This is a genomic window from Streptomyces sp. HUAS TT11 (genome assembly GCF_051553595.1).
Lineage (GTDB): Bacteria > Actinomycetota > Actinomycetes > Streptomycetales > Streptomycetaceae > Streptomyces.
In genome coordinates, this window is sequence record NZ_CP196184.1 from 9191570 (window position 1) to 9211429 (window position 19860).

Here is a 19860-nt window from a genome sequence, read left to right on the forward strand (position 1 = left end):
GTCACAGTATGTCTTTGGGCCAGAGGCTCCTCAGTCGGAGACACCCAAGGAGGCAGCGTCGCTCGGGATCGGACCAAAACGCTTGCGTAGTGTACGAGTCCCGGTGCTAGTGCCTACCGGTGCTCGGGGTTTTCGTAGTCGCGACGGCAGCCTGCGTCCCAAGCGGTGCGCTGGTTGCCGTACGCGGGGATGCCTCCGAGGTCTTTCAGCGCGCGGGCCAGGTGTAGCAGGTTCCAGGTCATGAAGGTCGTGTTGCGGTTGGTGAAGTCGTTCTCGGGGCCGCCCGAGCCGGGGTCGAGGTATGAGGGACCGGGGCCGGCCTCGCCGATCCATCCAGCGTCCGCCTGGGGAGGGATGGTGTAGCCGAGGTGCTGGAGGCTGTAGAGCACGTTCATGGCGCAGTGTTTGACGCCGTCCTCGTTGCCTGTGATCAGGCAGCCGCCGACCCGTCCGTAGTAGGTGTACTGACCGACGTCGTTGAGCAGACTAGAGCTGGCGTAGAGACGTTCGATCACCTGCTTCATTACGGAGCTGTTGTCACCCAGCCAGATAGGTCCGGCCAGTACGAGGATGTCGGCTGCCAGTACCTGCTGGTACAACTCCGGCCAGGCGTCGTTCTGCCAGCCGTGGTCCCTCATGTCGAGCCAGACGCCGGTGGCGATGTCGTGGTCCACAGCCCGTACGACGTCAACCTGTACTCCCTGTTCATCCATGATGGCGGTGCTGCGGTCGATCAGTCCCTGGGTGTTGCTCCGCTCGGGCGACCGTTTCAATGTGCAGTTGATGACGAGAGCGCGCAGGTCGTCGTAGCGGGCCGGCGGTGCGTCGGTGGCGGACGACGAAGCGGTCACTTGCTCCTCCCAGAGGCCTGCCGCCGCACTGTGGAGGGCGGCGCGTCCTCGTCTAGCGTGCTGACCGGCCGCGACAGGCGCCAGTGCAATGCGTCCGAATGGTTCCGGTGATGTGCGAGCACGACATGGATCGGTACCTCTGCAGAGAGTCATGGCCGACGTCGTATCGGCTGCTGGTGAAGTGGCCGGGGCCGGTCGGCGTGCTTACGGTCGCCTCATGGACATCGCAGGCGCGACGGGGTCGCGAAACGCGAAGGCAGTGGAGGATGTGGCCCACCTTTTGGTGAGGTGTCTGGAGGCCGAAGGGGTGGAGTACGTCTTCGGGATCCCGGGTGAGGAGAACATCCACTTCGTCGACGCGCTGGGCGACTCTGGCATCCGTTACGTCCTGGTGCGCCACGAGCAGGCCGCCTCGTTCATGGCGGAGATCTACGGGCGACTGACCGGCCGGGCCGGGGTGTGTTCGGCCACCTTGGGTCCCGGTGCGATCAACCTACTGCTCGGCACCGCCGATGCGACGACCAACAGCACACCACTGGTGGCCCTGGCCGCACAGGGCTCCCTGCGCCGCATCCACAAGGAGTCGCACCAGGTCATCGACCTCGTCTCGATGTACGCTCCCGTAACCCAGTGGGCCGCTCAGATCGAGTGTCCCGACGCGGTGCCGGAGATGGTGCGCAAGGCGTTCAAGACCGCGCAGAGCGAACGCCCCGGTGCGGTGTTTCTGGCCGTTCCGGAGGACATCGAAGCCGAACATCCCACCGAGCCGGTCGCGCCCTTGCAGATCGACGTGGTGCGCGCGGATGCCCCGGCTCCCTCCCAGATCGCGCGGGCCGCTGAGGTGCTCACCGCCGCACGCCGCCCCGTGGTGCTGGCAGGCCACGGCGCCGCCAGAGCCAAGGCCACGACTGCCCTGGTACGGTTCGCTGAGCGACTGAACATCCCGGTAGCAACCACGTTCCACGGCAAAGGCGTCTTCCCCGACGACCACCCGGGTGCTCTCGGCGCAGTCGGCTTCATGCGGCACGACTACGGCAACTTCGGCTTCGACACGGCCGACGTGCTGGTCTGTGTCGGCTACGAGATCCAAGAGTTCGATCCGGTCAAGATCAACCCGAACGGCGACAAACGGATCGTGCACGTGCACCGTTTCCCCGCCGAGGTGGACTCCCACTACCCGGTCGCGGTGGGCGTCGAGGGCGACCCATCGCAGGCGCTGGACGCACTCATGGCCGCACTGCCCGACCACCTCAAGTACGAGTCGCGGACCGGTGAGAAGATCCGCAGACTCCTCGACGAAGAGCTGCAGTATGGACACGACAACGAAGCGTTCCCGGTGGTTCCGCAGCGCGTGGTGACCGATGTGCGCACCGCACTCAGCCGACACGACGTCGTGCTTGCCGACACAGGCGCCGGAAAGATGTGGATGGCCCGCCTGTACCCGACCTACGAGCCGGACACCTGTCTTCTCTCCAACGGCCTGTCCACCATGGGATTCGCGCTGCCGGGCGCCATCGCCGCCAAGCTTGCCCGGCCGGACCGGCGGGTCGTGGCTTTGATGGGCGATGGCTCGTTCCTGATGAACTCTCAGGAACTGGAGACCGCCGTCCGCGAACGCATCCCACTGGTTGTCCTCGTTCTGGTCGACGAGGCATACGGGCTGATCACCTGGAAGATGGAGCTCGAACTCGGCCGGCACAGCCATACCCGGTTCACCAACCCGGATCTGGTCGCCTACGCCGAGAGTTTCGGAGCACGTGGCTACGCGATCGAGGCCGCCGACCAGCTGCTGCCCGCGCTGCGCCGCGCCCTGGACGATGACACCGTTTCCGTCATCGCCTGCCCCGTCGACTACTCCGAGAACTTGCGTCTAACCGACAAACTGGGCGATCTGCACGGGCCGTTCTGATCGCCGAAACGTCTTCGAGGATACCGCTGGTCCGCAAAAGGTTCAGGCGCTTCGCGGCGCCTTGCGACGGTTGTGATGGGGGTATGAGATTGCGATCGCTTTGCCGGTGGTCAAAGGCAGGTTGCACGATGGCCGCACTGCGACCCCGATCCGGCGGTGACTGTCGATGGCGAAGCAGGTGATTCGCATGCCGTCCACGTCGGTGGTCCTCAATTGGGCCCCGGGATAGGGCCGTTCTCGCCGGGCGATGAGCCGCACGCTCCGGGGCCGGCAGGTCCCCAGTGAGTTCGGCGACCCAGACCGCGTCACGGACCTCGCCGTCCGACTCGACGGCCGCGATCCAGGCCGTAGTCGGAACCTTGAGAACGTGCTGGTGGATGGCCTCGGTGATCACCGTGTCGACCGAGTGGGACAACCACCGGCCGTGCCGGGGGAGCCAGGCCATGAACTCGTGGGTCTCGCCCGCGGAATCACAGCGGATGAGGGTCCGCCAGCCCGTCCGGTGTTTCTTGGGCAGTTGGGCCAGGGACAGCTAGGCGGCGGTGATGTGGTGGGCGGCCGTGTGAGCCTTTGAGCCTTCTTTGTGGGGCGGACGACGGTTGCGAAGGAGTCGGAAGGGTCGGATAGAAAGAAAATTGTCCAAGCGCCCGCGGAGTAAGAAGCCGCACGGGTGCCTGGACATTGGTCTTTCCGATTCGTTCGAACACGTCAGATCGAGGGCGATGACTGCTGAATAAAGTCTATTCAGGCTCGGGAAAGCAGAGCGACCCCGACGAAGAGGAGAACGAGCCCGGTCAACATGCCGTAGAGGGGCGGTCCGGGGCGGGCTAGGCCTGAAGCGATAAGCAGTGCCGTGGATGCGGCTGGCGGGTGATGGGCGTCCAGGAGAACGAGGAGCAGAAGCGTTAACGCCACCGCCAACGCCTGGGCGGCGATCTGGCGCCAGGTTCCGTGCGGCTGCTCAATGGTTGGCGGATTGTGCCACAGGCCAAAGGCCGCTAGGCACGCCAAACCGCTGACGGTTGCACATGCGTGTCCCAGAAGGCAGCAACGGAGTTGTGCGGATTCTGTTTGCGGATGAGCGAGCAGTAGGTACGCCGTTGGGCCGAGGGTTGTGGTGAGCAGCACCCAGCCAACCGACTGGCCAACAACGCCTACGCCTGCGAGCAGAGCGCCTGCCAAGACAAACAGTCTGCTTCCAGACCGCAGCCGTGCGAGGAACCAGCGCTCTTTCCCTCGCCCGGGAAACGGCCAGACCCCTCCCATCCTCCACAGAGGATGGCGTTTTGAACTGTCGGATCCATGGGCCCGATCTGCTTCCTGTCCGTCCTGGGGGATATGCCTCACTCCTCACGTGTGGCGCCCGCCGTTAATCGAAGACCCATTTAAACCTCGGCGACGGCCACTTCCAACGACGGATCGCCGAGGAACCCCGAATCGAAGCGCGGTGTCGTCTTGTGCTCCATCGTGGACGCACCGCCACTGCGAATGCACCACCGGGAGTGGGCGCCGGCGCGAAGTACCGGCTGGCTTCGACGATCTGCCCTCGGCCGCGCTCGTAAACCCCCGCCACGCACTCACGCACGGCGTGATGGCTGCTGAGTCGGTGTGGACCGTTCCGCCATCACTCGGGCCAACAGCGAGATGCGTCCGCTGCTCGTCGAGCGAGGCCATACGGACACTGCCGGACTGCGGTGACTGATGCCGCGTGTTCAGTTTGAGCAGGTCAGGTGCAGGGTGAGGAGGGCTTGCCCGCGGCTGGTGATGCGGGTGGTGGAGCAGCGAAGCTTGCGCAGGAGCCGCCAGAACTCGAGGGTGGCCAGGCCTGTTCGACGAACGCGCGGGTCTTCGCGTGCGAGTGGTTGGCGGTCTGCTGACCTGCGGATAGCTCCCGGCGCCCCCAGTAGGGGACGCGGACGGCGCCACCGGCGCCCCGGTAGCCCACGTAGTGGTGCCGACGCCGAACCCGGCGCGAACTGGGCGTAGGTATGGTCGCAGCGCAGGTGCGCCAGAACGGGCATCTCCCGCCGACTCACGCAGAGGCGGCGCCAGCGCGTCGCGCGCTGACGGAGTCGGCCCGCAGGCGTGCGGTCAGGAACCGCAAGGTGGCGCCGGACGCGTCGATGACCGGCACACGGAGCCCTGGTGGAGAAGGTTCTCTTAGTCGAAAACCCTCCTACCAGGGTTTACCTGCCTGTTGGCCCAACTTTCCAGCCCACCAGACAGGTTGGAAAGAGCTCAAGCATTGCAAGTTCAAGAAGAACGCTCCGGACTTGTACGAGGACTGCACGACGACAGCGCAAAGTGCATTCCTCGCGGCGCATCTTCGTCGAACACGGCAGCGCCGATCTGAAGAACTAGGGCGCCCTGGCCGGCCACCTCGGCCGCCCCAAGCATATGAGTGACACTGTTCAAGCCGTTGCCAGACTGCTGTCCGATCAGCACGCGGATCTGACTCTGGGACGGCAGATGTGAAGAACAGACCTGCCCCAGCCTCATTGTCTTACCGCCACCGTGCACGAGCTCGTTGAGCGCTGAGTTGTTGCTCCACGCCACGGCGACGGGGCCTGTGGGCATGCCTCCCGGGTTACCACGTCACTGCAGACGGACTCTGTTGTTCGGCACTGAAGCTCCCCCGTTGACCTGGACACGTGGACACGGGGACGGATGGGTCCCAGGGGAAGTAGTTCAGGTTGAGCAAGAGCAACCGCAGCAAGCGGTACACGGAGGAGTTCAAGCGTGACGCCGTCGAGTTGGCGCTGGCCTCCGACAAGACGGTCACCGAGGTCGCCCGTGACCTCGGCGTGAGTGCGGAGGGTCTGCGGGGCTGGGTGAAGCAGGCCAAGGCCGACCGGGGCCAGAGCCGGCCGAGCGAGTTGACCTCGGCCGAGCGCGAGGAGCTCAAGCGGCTGCGCAAGCAGACCGCTGAGCAGGCCAAGACCATCGAGGTCCTGCGAAAAGCGGCGGTCTTCTTTGCGAAGGAGAGCGATCGATGACCGACGTCTACCGGTTCATCGAGGCGGAGAAGACCACCTTCAACGTCGCTCTCCTGTGCCGGCTGCTGAAGGTCGCCCGTTCTTCCTTCTACGCCTGGGCCAAGGGCGAGGCTGCCCGCCGACGCCGCCAGGAGGCCGACGACGTCCTGGCCCACGAGATCCCCGTGCTGCACATCGCCTCCAAGCACACCTACGGCGTCCCGCGCATCCACGCCGAACTGACCCGGCTCGGCCGCCACGTGAACCGCAAACGGGTGGAGCGGATCATGCGTGAGCGCGGCATCACCGGCGTCACGCGCCGCAGGCGCCGAACGCTCACCCGTCCCGCCAAACGGGGGATGCCCGCCCCTGACCTGGTCGGCCGGGACTTCACCGCACCGGTTCCCGGAGTGAAGCTGGTCGGCGACATCACCTTCATCCCCACCGAGCAGGGCTGGCTCTATCTGGCGACCTGGCTGGACCTGGCAACCCGTGAGATCGTCGGATACGCGATGGCCAACCATCACCGGGCCTCACTGGTCGTCGACGCGCTCACCATGGCCGCCGGCCGGGGCGACCTCCAGCCCGGCTGCATCGCCCACTCGGACCGCGGCAGCGAATACACCTCTGAAGAACTCCGTTGCACGATAAGTGAGTTGGGCCTGCGGCAGAGCATGGGCCGCACCGGATCCTGCTACGACAACGCCGCAGCTGAGAGCTTCTTCGCCGTCCTCAAGGAAGAGATCGGCCTCCGCGTCTGGCCGGACCGGACCACCGCCCGAGCGGCGATCTTCACCTACGTCGAGACCTTCTACAACCGCCGGCGACTACGAAAGCACCCTCAGCGGGGCTACCTCACGCCGCTCGAGATCCGGCAGCGACACCAGCGAGGTCACTCCCTGGCAGCGTAAGAAACGAGTGTCCAAAGGTCGTGGGGGAACTTCAGCACCCCGTCGCGTACCAGCGCTTCCCGCTCAACCGGTGTTAATTCGATACGCTCAAGCAATGATCCTGTGCCGCCGTTAAGGTCGTTTAGAGCTTGTCTCACGTGGTGTCAGGTTGATGCGGCATGATGCTTTGTCATGGGTGTTGGGCTGTCACAGCGGTTGGTTCCTGACGGACTCTGGTCTCTGGTTGATCCGTTGCTGCCTTCGTTCTCCGCGCGTCCGCAGGGAGGAGGGACGGCTCCGGTTGACGAGCGGGCCGTGTTCACTGCCGTGGTCTACGTGCTGACCAGCGGTTGTGCATGGCGGCATCTACCGGAGAATTTCGGCGTCTCGCCGGCCACCGCACATCGCCGGTTCTCCTCGTGGACCGAGGCGGGACTATGGCGGCGACTGCACTTGGCCGTGCTGGACGAGCTCGGTACCCGAAGTGAGTTGGACTGGACCTCCGCCATCGTGGACGCGGCCTCTGTCCGCGCAAAAAGGGGGGATCGCTGACCGGGCGCAATCCGGTCGACCGCGGCAAGAAGGGCAGCAAACTGCACATGCTGTCAGCTGCGTCGGGCAGTACGCGTGGCGCTCCACTCAGTCGGCCGCCAGCTCCCATTCGAGGTCCCAGAGCCGGATGCCGTCGTCTCCCGCTGAGACCAAGTTGCGCAGGTCGGGGGTGAGTTCGAGGTGCCGGATATATTGTTGGTGCCCTTCGAGCACGTGCAGGCATCGGCCGGTGGCGACCTCCCACATCCGTATGTCGCGGCCGGCTGAGAAGGCGAACCGGGCGTCGGGTGTGAACCGGACGGCGGAGACCCAGCCCTCGTGCCCCGCGAACTCACGTACGGAGCGTTCGGCACCGGCGTCCCACAACCGGATGGGTTCGTCTTTGGCGCCCGAGGACATGACCTGGTGTGTGGACATGGCCAGTCGGCCGTCGGCGCTCAGGCACGCCGACAGGATCGGTTCCCGAGGGCCGGTCCAGGTCCGCAGGCAGGCTCCGGTGTCGAGATCCCGCAGCCGGAGCACACCGTTGCTGTCGCCGACCGCCGCGAGCCGTCCGTCCGCGGACGTGGAGATCACGTTGACGGGGCCGTTCCGGCTGATCGTCGCGACGCAGCGGTCGTCGTCCAGGTCCCATCGGCGAAGGACACCGTCGCCGCCACCGAGCCAGGCGTACCTTCCGTCGCAGGTGAACCTGATGGTCCGCCTCATGTCCCAGTCCGGAGTCAACCGACGGCACTCGCCGTCTGCCAGTCGCCGCCGAATGATCGCGAGCGGCTTGGTGCCCTCGTACAGGACGTACTGGCCGTCGTCGCTCAACGCCACCCCGCCCACCCTGCCCGGGTGATCGTCGAGGACGAGCGTGCACGCGCCGCTGTCCAGATCCCAGATCCGTACGGTGCCGTCGCTCTGCCCGCTGACGGCGAGCCGGACACTTGCGGCGACACCGATTGCCGTGATGGCGCCGAAGGAGAGGTGGCCAGCGTCCAGGGGCCGCGACCAGGCGGAGCGCAGCCGTATGTGGCGCGCCGAGCGGCCCAGATCGTGCCAGGCGGCCAGGACCTGGGGCGCGCGCTCGTATCCTGGTATCTCTCGTGCGCGGGTCAGCAGGCCGAGGGCTGATCGGTGCCGGCCGCTCGACATCGCTTGGCGTGCGTCGGCGAGCAGCTCCTCGGCCAGTTCGCCGAGCCGGTTGACCTCCGCGTACTCGCGCGGCTTGATCACGTACGGCTCGGCGGCGTATTCGGTCTCGGGCAACCGCCAACGATGCATGGGCAGTTCGGGATGGCCGCCGACAGAGCAGCCGAAACGGGTGTCGCTGTCCGGGAATCCGATGTGGTGCATTCCGTACGCGTGGGCGGTGAAGCTCCGCAGGCACCGGCCGCTGCCCAGCTCCCAGATCTGAACGGTGTGATCGCCGGTCGTTCCGGACATCAGCAGCCGCCCACTGTCACCGAAGGCCAGGTGACCGGCCGCGGCGGTCAGCCCCGCCAACGTGCGCAACGTACGGACCTGCCGACCGTCCCCCACATCCCACAACCGGATCACCCGGTCCTTGCCGGCCACCGCTACCATCCGCCCGTCGGGACTGAAGCACAGCGCATGCGTCGCCGAGCCGGTGGCCAGCACCCGGCACCGGCCATCGGCCACGCTCCATAGCCGCGCACCGTCCTCCTCGGCGGTGAGCACATGGCGCCCGTCGGCGCTCACCTCATACTGCGAGCCGTCTAGGGCGCCGTCCTTGAGTGCTGCCCCGAGCGACCACCGGCAGGTCCCGGTTCGCGGTTTCCAGACCTGGACGCGCCCGTCCACGCCCTGCCACACACCGACGCGCCCGTCGGCACTCAACCTGACCGGGCACCCCGTGGCGCGTGCGCCGGAGCGGATGACGCGGGTACACCTACCCGCCCTGAGATCCCAGAACTGCACCGTGCCGTCGCGGCTCGTGGACAGTGCGTACGAGCCGTCAGGGGTGAGGTCGACGCCGAGCACCTGCGTGCGGTGGCCCTTGACCGCCAACTGCTGTGTGCGGGTCGCCGTGTCCCACAGCCGGAGCACGCCGTCCCAGTGGCCGCTCAGGGCGAGGCGTGCGTCGGGAGTGAACCGTATCGGCAGGTAGCCCATCACCTCGTGCCGGGCCAGCAGTTTCACCGGCGCGAACGGCACCGCGAACGGTTCGCGAAACTCGCGGGTGCCGGTGTGGCGGGCATCGGCCACGTTTCCTGAGGCCGCCACCCGCAGTGCTGCCCGTACGTCGGTGTCGTCGGGCCGTTCGCGCGCGAGGGCGTCGAGCAGGTCGCGTGCCGACGCGAGGTCGCCGCGTTCGAGGTGGACCCGGGCCAGAAACAGCTGCACCTGCCAGGAGGACGCCCCAGACAGGCGAGGGATTGCCTCCAACTGGGCGATGAGTTCCCCATCGGTGATCGCCCCTGTACGCCACCGGAACAGGCCACCGTTGTACACGGCCCCGACGTGGTGCGGGTCGACCGCGAGCGCCTGGCCGAAGGCCTGCTCGGCGTCGGCGGCCCGGTCCAGGTCGAGGAGCGACAGACCACGGTTGTTGAGCTCGTCGGCGCGCAGTTCGGCGGCCTGGGGCGTGGGACGAGGATACGCCGAGCCGGTCGCCTGCTCGTAGATCCCGGTCAGTACATCCGCTATGTCCGCCATCGAGGCCGGCCGGTGGGCTGGGTGCCGCCGCAGGCAGCGCCGAAGCAGGTGGGCGACTTCCGGCGGCGCCGCGACCGGATTCGAGGGGTCGGCCAGGTATTCCTCCAGCGCGAGACCCGCTACCGAACCAGCCGCCCAGTGCACACCGCCGGTGAACATCTCCAGGACCGAGACCGCGAAACTGTAGACATCGCTGCGCCGCCCGACGGGCTCGCCCGCCAGCTGCTCCGGGGACGCGTAGCCGACCGTCATGCCGCCGAATGGCACCAACGCGCTGACGCCCGTCGCCACTTGGAGGTCAATCGGGGCCGTGGTGACCTTGGACCGGGCGAGACCAAAGTCGGTGATCTTCGCGGCCCCCGTGCTGTCGAGCAGAATGTTGGCCGGCTTCACGTCCTGGTGCACCATATTTTTGCTATGGGCGTGCTCGAGCCCACGGGCCGCTTGGACTGCCGTGTCGAGCACACGGGCGAGGGCCTGCCGCGCATCCCCGGCGTAGAGCCGCCCGTCGCTGATCCACTCGGCCAGGCTGCCGCCGTCGACGTACTCGGCGAACACGCGGGGGACACCGTCGATCACCCGTACGTAATGGCAGGCGCAGACGTTCGGATGGAGTCCGAGGGACACCCACGTCTCGGCCTCCCTGACGAACATCTCCTGATCGCCGGGGCTCCGGAACAGCTCGGGCCGCGAACTCTTCACCGCCATGTCGATGCCCCAGGCGAGATGCCGTACCCGGTGCACGACACCCATCCCGCCCCGGCCGAGCTCGCCGATCACCCGGTACCGGCCGTCGACGGTCTCGCCGGTCACCCAAACGGCTGACGACGTAGGTGCGTTCACTGCGATCCCCCTCGTGATAGCGGCAGAGTCGCTGTCCTGGAAGGCATGGACGCAGAAGACCCCGTGGTCAGAATTGAACAAGGATCAGTATGTGGCGCCGTCGATCCTGATGTCGATGTTTCAGGCTCCCCCCGGGGGGTGCAGGGAGCGTGCCGTTCAGTCCTTCGCCGAGATGCCTAGCAGCGGGGAGGCCACCGTGCCCCGCGTACGCGACGCGGCTGGGAGGCACCTTGTCGGTGCCTTCCAGCCACGAGGTCGAGTCGCTAGACATCGAGAAGGGAATGTTCACGCAGCCGTGACAGCAGGGCGGCGTTGTTCAGTCGGTGTGTCCGGGTTGATGCGGCTTCAGGAGCTGGGGCAGGACTGTGAGGAGGTTGATCTAGGACGTGATCAATAGCAGCTGATCGTCTGCCACGGCCTGGTTCGAGGGTTCTGGGGTGGTCCGCCCGAGGCATCTCGTAGGTTCCGCAACGGGAGGGAGGCGCATGGTGGACGTGATGACGTGGACGATCGAGCGGCGGAGTCGTATGCGCTACGGTTCCTCCGACGAAGAGCCTCAAGAAGCACCTCTTAGCGTGGACGTCGTGTTCGCCTCGCCGGTCGGCGAAGCTCGGGTACGGGACACTGCGCTCGCTCTTCTCCCGTTGGACGCCTCGGCGGACGGTAAGACTAAGGGAACCAACCCTGACTGGCTGACCGCCGCCGTCCCCATGTCCCCGAGCAGGGCCTCTCAGACCACGCGCGTGCTCCTCCCTCAGCACAACAGATCCCCCACCCTGCGCCGAACGCGGCAGGTGGCGCCCGGCTTGTTCCATGCCCAAGAGGAGTCGATCTTTGTCGTCGGCCATGACCAGGCCGCCCACGATGGCTTCGCGCATCATGTCTACGGGGTCCTTGACGCCGATGCCGCCGCGGCGCCCAGCCCGCTTCGCCATCATTCCTAATCTACGCGGATCTTGCGGACTTGCTGCGATGCTCGATGATGAACAGCGCCGCCCGTCCGAACTTCCACTAGGTCACGGGCCGGCAACGCCCGTACTTACCAGGGTTGAGAAGGTCGGGTAGCTGGATGTGACTGAGGATTTGAGGTATCCACGTAAGATGAGCAGGTTCCGGCGCCGCAGTGTTCTGTGAAGCTGTTTTTCCGCTCCCACCGAACCCAGCTCAAGACGCCGGAAGGATCTCACCGTGCCCCTAGCCGTCAGACAGATGGCCGACGCCCACTCGGGTCCCCGGTCAACCTTCGATGACGCACTGATCAGGTGCATCGAAGCATGCGTTGCCTGCTTCCAGGCCTGCGCTGCCTGTGCCGATGCCTGCATTGCAGAGCCTGACATCCTCTCGTTGGTCAAATGCACACGGGCAAGCCTCGACTGTTCTGACGTGTGCGCCGCCACAACGACCATCCTCTCGCGCCGCACTGCTTTTGACCTGACGGTCACCCGGGCGGCCGTCGAGGCCTGCCTTGCCTCTTGCGCTGCGTCTGCCGAGGAGTGTGAGCAGCATGCTGCTCACCATGAGCATTGCCGCATCTGTGCCGAGGTGTGTCGGCGGTGTGAGGAAGCGTGTCGACGACTCCTAGCGGCACTTCCGAGTTCTGGATAGTGGCGTCCTTTGAACCGAGACACAGAGAGATGACGCTGAGGCCGACTTCTCACCTCTCGTTATGTGAAACTGATCTCGGCTACGGTCTCGGCAATGGTTGAAGTCCAGTGGTGCAAATTCGAGGTGGACGCCGAACGCGAGCATGGTAAGCGTTGGCTGCAGTTCCTGGCGAAGCTAGACGGGCACCGAAGGCCGTCGATGCCTACAACGAAGCCGTGAAAATCGCCTGCGGTTTTGCACCGTTCTAGGCGAGAACCCTCTGTGAAAGCGGGCAGCAGCCGTAGACAGAGATAAGCCAACGACGGCGCAGTTGGCGGCCACGATCCGAGTAAGAAACGCAGCAGATCGCCAGGATCAGGGTAGCCGCATGGATCACCCGGACCACGAGGACATTTCCAGGCCTCCAACTGGTCCGCATATACGAGAACAAGGAGACAAGGTTTTGTCATGTGGGTGAGCTCTCTTCTCCGTGTTACAGGTTGGAACGGCCGGGGTGCCGTGCAGCCCTGGGGGGAGATCGAAGCCGAATTGGGTACTGACCTGCCGAGTGATTACAAGCAATTGTGTCAGGCGTTCGGCGTCGGCGAGTTCTCGCGGGAGGTGTCGGTCCTGTGTGCCGATGAGACGGGCGTGCTGGATCTGCCGAGGTGGTGGCGCGTTCTGTTGGAGAGCGACAGTTCGGACGGCTCGTTCGCGCCATACCGGATCCATGTGCCTGGGACGACGGGGGGCCTGATCCCATGGGGCGGGGCACGTTCGGATGATTGGTTCTTCTGGCAAGTTACGAGCGGCGCGGTGGACGAATGGCCCGTCCTCGCAATGCAGGTGGACGTCCAGGAGTGGAGCCGTTACGAGATGACTGCGACGGAGTTCCTGCACCGGATTCTCACCGATCGCGGATTCGGGCCCCACTCTGTGGGACGGTCTGCGTTTGGGCCGTTTTTCGAGCCTGTCTGAACGACTGGTGGCGCCCCCCCGCGGTAGCTCTCGGGAGCCCGGTGGATAGCTCCGCAGGAGAGGTAGCGTAAGACTGATCGTGGTCGAAGACGAGCGTGATCGCTAGGGCGGCTCCACCGTCCACCAAGTCGATGTCTCAGATCACTTCCCCAACCAGAGACCGAACGTGGCAATGAGTTCGAATAGTTTGACCTCGCCATTGGCGACGACTCAAGAGGTCACGAATTTGTCAAAGTCCTGCTAATGCAGGGGAGATCAAATGCTCACGCACAGTGGTTGCCATGGTCGGCCATCAGGGTGCACATCCAAGGGGGAAGTCTTGCTCGAAGCAATAGGGCTGGATAGGCAGTCCGAGAACGTCTACCGAGTCATTCTGGCGAACCCGATGATTCGTCCCGACGAGCTTGCTGCTCGACTTGGGGAACCTGAGGCGGCCATCAGTGCCACTCTCGACCGACTGAGTGCCCTGGCACTCATCAATGCCGACGAAGTTGGCACCGTACGAGCTGTCAGACCTGAGATCGGGATGGAACACTTGCCTGCTCCTCACCAGGCGGAACTGGCAGCAAAGCAGCAGCAGATCGAGGTCCCCCGACCGGCTGCCGCCGAACTGATCCCTGAACGTGCTGACCTAGCACGAGGCAAAGATGATCCGGGAGCCGAGCGCCTGGTGGGCATCGAGGCCATCCGGGGACGCATCGGGGAACTGACCAGTAGGCTTGCCAGCGAAATCATGACTTTCGCTCCAGGAGGTGCTCACCTCACGAGCGACCTGGCGGCAGCCAAGGTCGTTGATGAGCCCATGCTCGAACGTGGGATCGGCATGCGCACGATCTGGTTGGACAGCATCCGGAACGACGGGCCCACATTGGAGTACGCCACCTGGCTGCAGTCGCTCGGGGGACAAGCCCGCACCGTCCCCACTCTTCCAGTGCGAATGATCATTATGGATCGTAAGTACGCCATCCTGCCGGTTGACACCACTGATGCCGCAGCCGGCGCGGTAGTCCTACATGGACAGGGCACAGTCGCAGCCTTGTGTGCTTTGTTCGACACTATCTGGGAGACTGGGACACCGCTGGGTATGTCCCAGCCACAGAATGCAGAAGGCCTCACTCCCCAGGAGACGGAGTTCCTGCGCCTGCTTGGGCAAGGGCATACTGATCAAGCGATCGCAGTAAGGCTCTGTGTCTCACATAGCACTGCTCAACGCTTCGCTGCGCGCCTGATGAAGAAACTTGGTGCACGCAGTCGTTTCGAGGCGGGTTTCAAAGCAGCAGCGCGAGGTTGGCTTTCGCCTGAGCGGTGACGGCATCACGGGGGTTCGCTGAACGAGGCAACCGTACCGACGACGTCAGGACGTAAACGAGCCCTGGACGGCTGACCGTTCAGGACCTTTTGGGCGTCGCCCTGCAGGCTGTTACGGCTTGACGTGCTCCCAGGTCTAGAGTCCAGGGTTCCGGCCTGGGTCGCCTGACCCTTCCGGGGGCTTCCTGCTTCATCGCGCTGTGCGGGCACGTGTGCCCGTCTTACCGGCGCTCCAAAGGCGTTTAGCGTCTCCTCCCGCCGGCGGCGACGCTTCGGCGTCCCTCGAACATGCCGCACTCGCGCCGCATGTCCACTCCCGAACGTGCTGCGGCTTGGGGCCGTCCCGGAATCCGCAGGCCGAGCAGACGCAGTTGGGCAGCAGGATCGCGGCCCCGTCGCCCGGTTCGACCCGCCCTGTCCCATAACTGGGCCGCGACGGTAGCGGCCCGTCTCAGTACCTCGGCATGCTCGAGCCGGACGGGTCGTTCGACCCGTGCTCCTTCGCGATCTCGATGAACATCCGGGGAGGGTTTCCGCTAGCATCACGACTCCTTGGTTGGCGCCAGAGCGATGTCGTGGAGAGGTTCGTCGCCGTCGCGGAGAATTTCGGTTTCGATCCGGAGCCCGGTGACCGGGCACAGGTACTCGCGGTGACGCACGGTGTATCCAGCGCGCGCCTTGTGGGTGGCGTACTCGGGAGCGACGTCGCGCACAGGTCGTTCGAGCACGGCGCAGCCGTCCTTGTAGTTGCCTGTACGCGATGGCGTTGGAGGTGGTCCGGGGCTGGTCCGGGCGGATCGGCTGGCGAGTTACTGGTATCACGCCCATGACCCGGCCCGGGCGTTGCGGGCGGCCCTGGACGCGGGCCGCCAGGCGTGGCGAAGCAGCAGCGGCAGCCCACTGGATGCGACTGTTCCCCCAGGACACGCCCCGGAGTGCACCGGGACGGCCCGATGATCCGCCGGGCCCAGGTTCTCAGCCCGCGGGCACCAGGAACTGACTCGAAGCGCGCGCTCGACGTTCCCCCTGTCGTCAAACGACCGTTTGACGACAGGCAGCCGACGTGTCCAGTGAACCCGTGCAAACCTGGGCGTCCGCGGTTCCTCGAGGAACCTGCGACAGTTGAATACGCGAGCTCACCAGTACGGAGGCCACACCTGGCCAGGCTCCCAAGCACCAACCCTTCGCCTGGTTGCGCTGCTTGCCGCGACACGGGCCGACAACAAAACCGGCCGGGAACGCTCCGTTGAACCGCCTTGCCCCTCCTGCCCCGTGAGCGACGGGTACAGTCGGGCCGCCCTGTGCGAGCCACCCGCCTACGCCGAAAAGCACAACAGAACTGACATAATGAAGACTGACGCGAACAGGCGCGCCTCATAGACGCCATGCTAAGCCGCTTCCAAGCGTGACTCGGCAAGGATGCCCTTGCGTCGAAATTTCTAAGATCCGCGTGGTAAGGCACCGAGGTCTGATGCCGCTAAGAGTTGTAAACCCAAATTGCGGTGCACGCGACGACTGGATGCAGGGAGGTGCCGGATGAAGGCGATCGTCGTGACAGACCAGGCCGCCGGAACGGCGGGGATGAAGCTGGTGGAGCGGCCCAACCCGCAGACGGCGAGGCTTGCCAGCCTCGAGGGCGCGAGCTACGGCGATGTCGTCATTGAAGTTCATGCGTCGGGATTCACCGGGAATGAGCTGGAGTGGCCCTCGACCTGGACCGATCGCCTCGGCCGTGATCGCACGCCTTCGATCCCCGGCCACGAGGTAGCCGGAGTGGTCACCGCCCTCAGCTATGGCACTACGGGGCTGTCGGTGGGACAGCGGGTGTTCGGCCTCACGGACTGGACTCGCGATGGCTCACTGGCGGAGTATGTAGTAGTCGAGGCACGCAACCTTGCGCCGCTGCCGGGCGATATCGACTTCACGGTGGGCGCTGGCGCCGCGATGACGGGCCTGACCGCGTGGCAAGGTCTGTTCGAGCATGGCCACCTCCGAGCGGGGCAGAGCGTCCTCGTGCACGGCGCAGCCGGCGCAGTCGGTTCGATGGCGACACAGCTTGCACGTGAGGCTGGCGCCTACGTCATTGGTACTGGACGTGCTGCCCACCATCAGACGGCGCTTGACTTCGGCGCGCAGGAGTTCGTCGACCTTGAGAAGGATGCGCTGGAAGACATCGGCAGAGTTGATCTGGTGTTCGATGTGTTCGGCGGCGATATCGGAGACCGGTCCGCGGCTCTGGTTCGAGCCGGAGGGATGCTGGTGAGCGTCGCCGGGCCGCCCGAGGCACGGCCGATCGACGGCTTGGCGGTCGACTTCGTTGTCGTGTCCGATCGCGCACAGCTAGGTGAGATCGCCCGACGGGTGCGTGAGGGACGGGTACGGACGAACATTGGCCAAGTCGCGACACTCGACGATGCCGTCGCTGCCTTCAACACCACCGAGCGGATCAGCGGGAAGACGATTATCCGCGTTCGTCCGTGAGGATTCGAGGGGACAGTGACCGGTCCTTGGCCTTCTCGGCGAAGGAGAGGCATGCCTCGGGCCTCCGCGCGGACGGGCACTGGACACGGCGGACACCAGCGCCACCGACCAAGCGGTCCGCTGTATGCTCGCCGCGGTTGAGAACGCCCGGCGCCTGCGAGGACAGACCCTCGCAATCCACGACTGGATGCGGCGTCTGCGGCAGTTCCGAACAGGCATCGATCTCGAACAAATGACGGTGCTCCTCCACACCCGGCTATGCACGGTGCAAGCAGGCGCACGTATCTAGTCCAACCCACAGTTGCAATCGTTCACCTGTAGTCCCACTCCGCCGGCCGGAACACCCCAGCGCCGGCGCCTGCTCTCGCCCTGGGAGGCGCCCGCCGTGAAGACGATGCAGTTCCTACGCCAACGGGACGCAGGCTTGACCGCACTTCGCAGAGCCGCCAGGGCGGCCATCGTCGCGCCGGGACTCTTCGCCGTCAGTACCGCAATCACAGACGACGCTACCGTGCCTTTCTTCACAGCCTTCGGCTCCATCGCCATGCTGTTGTTCGTCGAGTTCAGCGGACCCATGCGGGAGCGGCTCATCGCGCAGACCGCTTTGATCGCGGCCGGCGCGGTCTTGATTTCGCTCGGTACGCTCACATCACGAGAGGCATGGCTCGCCACACTGGCAACAGCCGTCGTCAGCTTCCTCATACTGTTCTCCGGCACGGTCAGCTCCACCCTTGCCACCGCCAGTACGGCTTTGCTCATCAGTTTCATCCTGGCCGCAAGCCTTCCGGGACCCGTCCAGGCCATACCGGACCGGCTCGCAGGCTGGGCCATGGCGGGTGCCGCGTCTCTGACAGCCATCTGGCTCCTGTGGCCGACGCCCACGAGGGAGCCACTGAGAAACACCACCGCACAAGCCTGTAACGCCATAGCGGCGCGGCTCAGAGCCGAGGCCAACTGCATCCTCAGCGGCTTCGAGCCCGTGGACAAGGCAGCGCTTGAGACGATCACCCCATTGGCACAGGCAACGCTCAAAGCGCTACGGACCTCGTTCTACGCGACGCCCTACCGGCCAACAGGGCTGACGACCTCCACCCGGATTCTCATCCGCCTCGTCGACGAGGTCCTCTGGCTGGAGACAATCCTCGACCGAGTAGCCTTTACAGAAAAGGCAGGCCTCGCCGACGCTGAGGTTTGCACGGTCAAAAAAGCGGCCGCCGACTTGCTTGAAACGAGCGCCGAATTCCTAGCGGCAACCGAGCACCGAGACCTCGACGAACTGGGCCGCATCGCCAAGCGCCTCGCACAAGCCCGCACTGCGATGGAGCATGCCGCCGAGGAAGCCCGCCTGACGGACGCCGGCAGCAGCGCTCACGACCCGGCCCGCAGCGACACCGAACGCACGTCGGCCGCAAGTCGGTTCGTCAGCTCGCTTGAGCCGAGCTTCCGCGCCCAAGAGATGAGCTTCGCAATCTCCGCTATCGCAGCCAACGTGGGGCTCGTCGTCCAAGCCCGCCAACGCACCCTGTGGCAGCGGCTCAGCGGCCAGCACCCTGAAAGCATGCGCTCCACATTGGCCTCGGCCCAAGAGCGATTCAAGTCACACGTCGAACCCCACTCGGTGTGGCTCCACAACAGCGTGCGAGGCGCGATCTCCCTCGCCCTGGCCGTACTCGTAGCTGACCTCGCCGGAGTGCAGCACAGCTTTTGGGTCGCCTTCGGAACCCTGGCCGTCCTACGCTCGAGCGCACTCCTGACAGGCCAGAGCTCCTTGCGCGCGATCGCTGGCACCACAGCCGGCATCATCGTCGGCGGTGCGCTGATATACCTCGTCGGGACGAACACCGCGCTCTTGTGGACCCTGCTCCCCGCCGCCGTGCTGTTCACTGGCCTGGCACCGGCAATGATCTCTTTTGCCGCTGGGCAGGCAGGCTTCACGATCTCGATCCTCATCCTGTTCAACATCCTTGAACCCACCGGCTGGACGGTGGGCCTGGTGCGGATCGAGGACGTTGCCATCGGCTGCGCGGTGAGCGTGCTGATAGGACTCCTGTTCTGGCCCCGAGGCGCGGGGGCGGCCCTCGGCCTGGCTGTAGCAGAAGCCTTCGCCGAGAGCGTCCGTTACCTGCGCAGCGCGATCGGGTACGGCGTGACACGTTGCGACAGCCTCACCCCAACGGCCCCCCTTCCCGAAGACGAGCGCTCCCGGGCGGCCGCGGCAGCGCGCCGATTGGATGACGCGTTTCGCGGGTTCCTCGCGGAACGCGGCACAAAAAACGTGCCGTTGTCCGACGCCGCGACGCTGCTCACGACCGTAGCCGTGTTGCGCCTGACCGCAGACGCGGTACTTGACCTCTGGAGCCGAGACCAAGAAATACATGCTGAAGACAGGACCGCGGCGCGCGCAGAGATTGACCAAGCGGGGACCGCGCTTACCACTTGGTTCGAGGCGACGGCGAGTGCCCTGTCAGGATTCGGAGAGGTGCCCGACCGGGCAGACCGAGACCAGGATGCCGGAGCACGGCTCATCCACGCCGTAGAGCGAGACCTCAAAGACGACGAAGGACGCCTCTCGGCCACCGCGATTCGCGTCGTGTGGACCGCCGACCACATCGAAGCCGCCCGCAGACTTGAATCCGACGTACTGAAGCCGGCCCGAGCCGTGGCAAAGCTTCAACGCAACCACAACGCACGCATGCGCCTGTTCCGGCGCTCGCAGCCACCTCACGCTCTTCAGCGGTGAACCATGATCCCTTATGAACATCGCTCTGAGCTGAACCGGATTTTGTAGCGGCCCTGAAGCCAGGCATGATCGCCTCGGCAGATGG

At 65.4% G+C, this 19860-nt stretch carries 13 protein-coding genes and 2 pseudogenes; 9 read left to right on the plus strand and 6 right to left on the minus strand.

The window, feature by feature from the left end:
- Nucleotides 1–113: 113 nt before the first annotated feature.
- On the minus strand, nucleotides 114–851 hold the full coding sequence (locus ACSHXN_RS41465; RefSeq protein WP_355141358.1) for a flavodoxin family protein: 738 nt from the start codon (nucleotides 849–851) through the stop codon (nucleotides 114–116).
- Nucleotides 852–1068: 217 nt separating this feature from the next.
- Between ACSHXN_RS41465 and ACSHXN_RS41470 the strand changes: the two genes are divergently transcribed.
- Complete coding sequence (locus ACSHXN_RS41470; protein ID WP_355141356.1) at nucleotides 1069–2760, plus strand: acetolactate synthase large subunit; 1692 nt, start codon at nucleotides 1069–1071, stop codon at nucleotides 2758–2760.
- A 150-nt stretch (nucleotides 2761–2910) separates the two neighbouring features.
- On the opposite strand, the pseudogene ACSHXN_RS41475 reads toward ACSHXN_RS41470, so the two are convergent.
- From ACSHXN_RS41475 to ACSHXN_RS41485, 3 genes and pseudogenes are all read right to left on the minus strand, one after another.
- Nucleotides 2911–3328 (minus strand): annotated as a pseudogene (locus ACSHXN_RS41475) (transposase); the annotation flags it as partial.
- A 176-nt stretch (nucleotides 3329–3504) separates the two neighbouring features.
- Nucleotides 3505–4026, minus strand: coding sequence for an HPP family protein (locus ACSHXN_RS41480; protein WP_355141354.1), 522 nt, complete (start codon nucleotides 4024–4026; stop codon nucleotides 3505–3507).
- Between the two features lie 446 nt (nucleotides 4027–4472).
- Nucleotides 4473–4894 (minus strand): annotated as a pseudogene (locus tag ACSHXN_RS41485) (hypothetical protein).
- Between the two features lie 559 nt (nucleotides 4895–5453).
- Between ACSHXN_RS41485 and ACSHXN_RS41490 the strand changes: the two are divergent.
- From ACSHXN_RS41490 to ACSHXN_RS41500, 3 genes are all read left to right on the plus strand, one after another.
- Nucleotides 5454–5756, plus strand: coding sequence for a transposase (locus ACSHXN_RS41490; RefSeq protein WP_355141592.1), 303 nt, complete (start codon nucleotides 5454–5456; stop codon nucleotides 5754–5756).
- Entirely contained in the window at nucleotides 5753–6646 is an 894-nt protein-coding gene (locus ACSHXN_RS41495; protein WP_438306214.1) for an IS3 family transposase, read from the plus strand. The genes ACSHXN_RS41490 and ACSHXN_RS41495 overlap by 4 nt, the downstream gene beginning before the upstream one ends.
- Before the next feature lie 171 nt (nucleotides 6647–6817).
- Nucleotides 6818–7177 carry a transposase gene (locus ACSHXN_RS41500; RefSeq protein WP_438306216.1) on the plus strand — a complete coding sequence of 120 codons (360 nt, stop codon included), beginning with the start codon at nucleotides 6818–6820 and terminating at the stop codon, nucleotides 7175–7177.
- An 87-nt stretch (nucleotides 7178–7264) separates the two neighbouring features.
- Here the strand turns inward: ACSHXN_RS41500 and ACSHXN_RS41505 are convergent, their stop codons facing one another.
- Nucleotides 7265–10654, minus strand: coding sequence for a WD40 repeat domain-containing serine/threonine protein kinase (locus ACSHXN_RS41505; protein ID WP_355140850.1), 3390 nt, complete (start codon nucleotides 10652–10654; stop codon nucleotides 7265–7267).
- A gap of 515 nt (nucleotides 10655–11169) precedes the next feature.
- Between ACSHXN_RS41505 and ACSHXN_RS41510 the strand changes: the two genes are divergently transcribed.
- The 3 genes from ACSHXN_RS41510 (at nucleotide 11170) to ACSHXN_RS41520 (ending at nucleotide 14555) form a co-directional block, all read left to right on the plus strand.
- Nucleotides 11170–11628 (plus strand): hypothetical protein, encoded by a 459-nt coding sequence (locus ACSHXN_RS41510; RefSeq protein WP_355140852.1) that lies wholly within the window; start codon nucleotides 11170–11172, stop codon nucleotides 11626–11628.
- 1114 nt (nucleotides 11629–12742) lie between these two features.
- Nucleotides 12743–13246 (plus strand): SMI1/KNR4 family protein, encoded by a 504-nt coding sequence (locus ACSHXN_RS41515; RefSeq protein WP_438306218.1) that lies wholly within the window; start codon nucleotides 12743–12745, stop codon nucleotides 13244–13246.
- A 319-nt stretch (nucleotides 13247–13565) separates the two neighbouring features.
- Nucleotides 13566–14555: a helix-turn-helix transcriptional regulator gene (locus ACSHXN_RS41520; RefSeq protein ID WP_355140856.1), complete on the plus strand. Its 990-nt coding sequence runs from the start codon at nucleotides 13566–13568 to the stop codon at nucleotides 14553–14555.
- A 541-nt stretch (nucleotides 14556–15096) separates the two neighbouring features.
- Here ACSHXN_RS41520 and ACSHXN_RS41525 read toward each other — a convergent pair.
- Nucleotides 15097–15282, minus strand: coding sequence for a hypothetical protein (locus ACSHXN_RS41525; protein WP_438306221.1), 186 nt, complete (start codon nucleotides 15280–15282; stop codon nucleotides 15097–15099).
- Between the two features lie 808 nt (nucleotides 15283–16090).
- Here ACSHXN_RS41525 and ACSHXN_RS41530 point away from each other — a divergent pair.
- Nucleotides 16091–17035: an NADP-dependent oxidoreductase gene (locus ACSHXN_RS41530; protein WP_438306223.1), complete on the plus strand. Its 945-nt coding sequence runs from the start codon at nucleotides 16091–16093 to the stop codon at nucleotides 17033–17035.
- A 394-nt stretch (nucleotides 17036–17429) separates the two neighbouring features.
- Nucleotides 17430–19775: an FUSC family protein gene (locus ACSHXN_RS41535; protein ID WP_355140900.1), complete on the plus strand. Its 2346-nt coding sequence runs from the start codon at nucleotides 17430–17432 to the stop codon at nucleotides 19773–19775.
- Nucleotides 19776–19860: the final 85 nt, after the last annotated feature.

Excerpts from the sequence above, each read along its gene's own strand:
- ACSHXN_RS41530 (WP_438306223.1), top strand. The coding sequence starts at position 16,091 with ATGAAGGCGATCGTCGTGACAGACCAGGCCGCCGGAACGGCGGGGATG.
- ACSHXN_RS41480 (WP_355141354.1), bottom strand. The coding sequence starts at position 4,026 with ATGGGAGGGGTCTGGCCGTTTCCCGGGCGAGGGAAAGAGCGCTGGTTC.
- ACSHXN_RS41495 (WP_438306214.1), top strand. The coding sequence starts at position 5,753 with ATGACCGACGTCTACCGGTTCATCGAGGCGGAGAAGACCACCTTCAAC.
- ACSHXN_RS41510 (WP_355140852.1), top strand. The coding sequence starts at position 11,170 with ATGGTGGACGTGATGACGTGGACGATCGAGCGGCGGAGTCGTATGCGC.
- ACSHXN_RS41500 (WP_438306216.1), top strand. The coding sequence starts at position 6,818 with ATGGGTGTTGGGCTGTCACAGCGGTTGGTTCCTGACGGACTCTGGTCT.
- ACSHXN_RS41470 (WP_355141356.1), top strand. The coding sequence starts at position 1,069 with ATGGACATCGCAGGCGCGACGGGGTCGCGAAACGCGAAGGCAGTGGAG.
- ACSHXN_RS41535 (WP_355140900.1), top strand. The coding sequence starts at position 17,430 with ATGCAGTTCCTACGCCAACGGGACGCAGGCTTGACCGCACTTCGCAGA.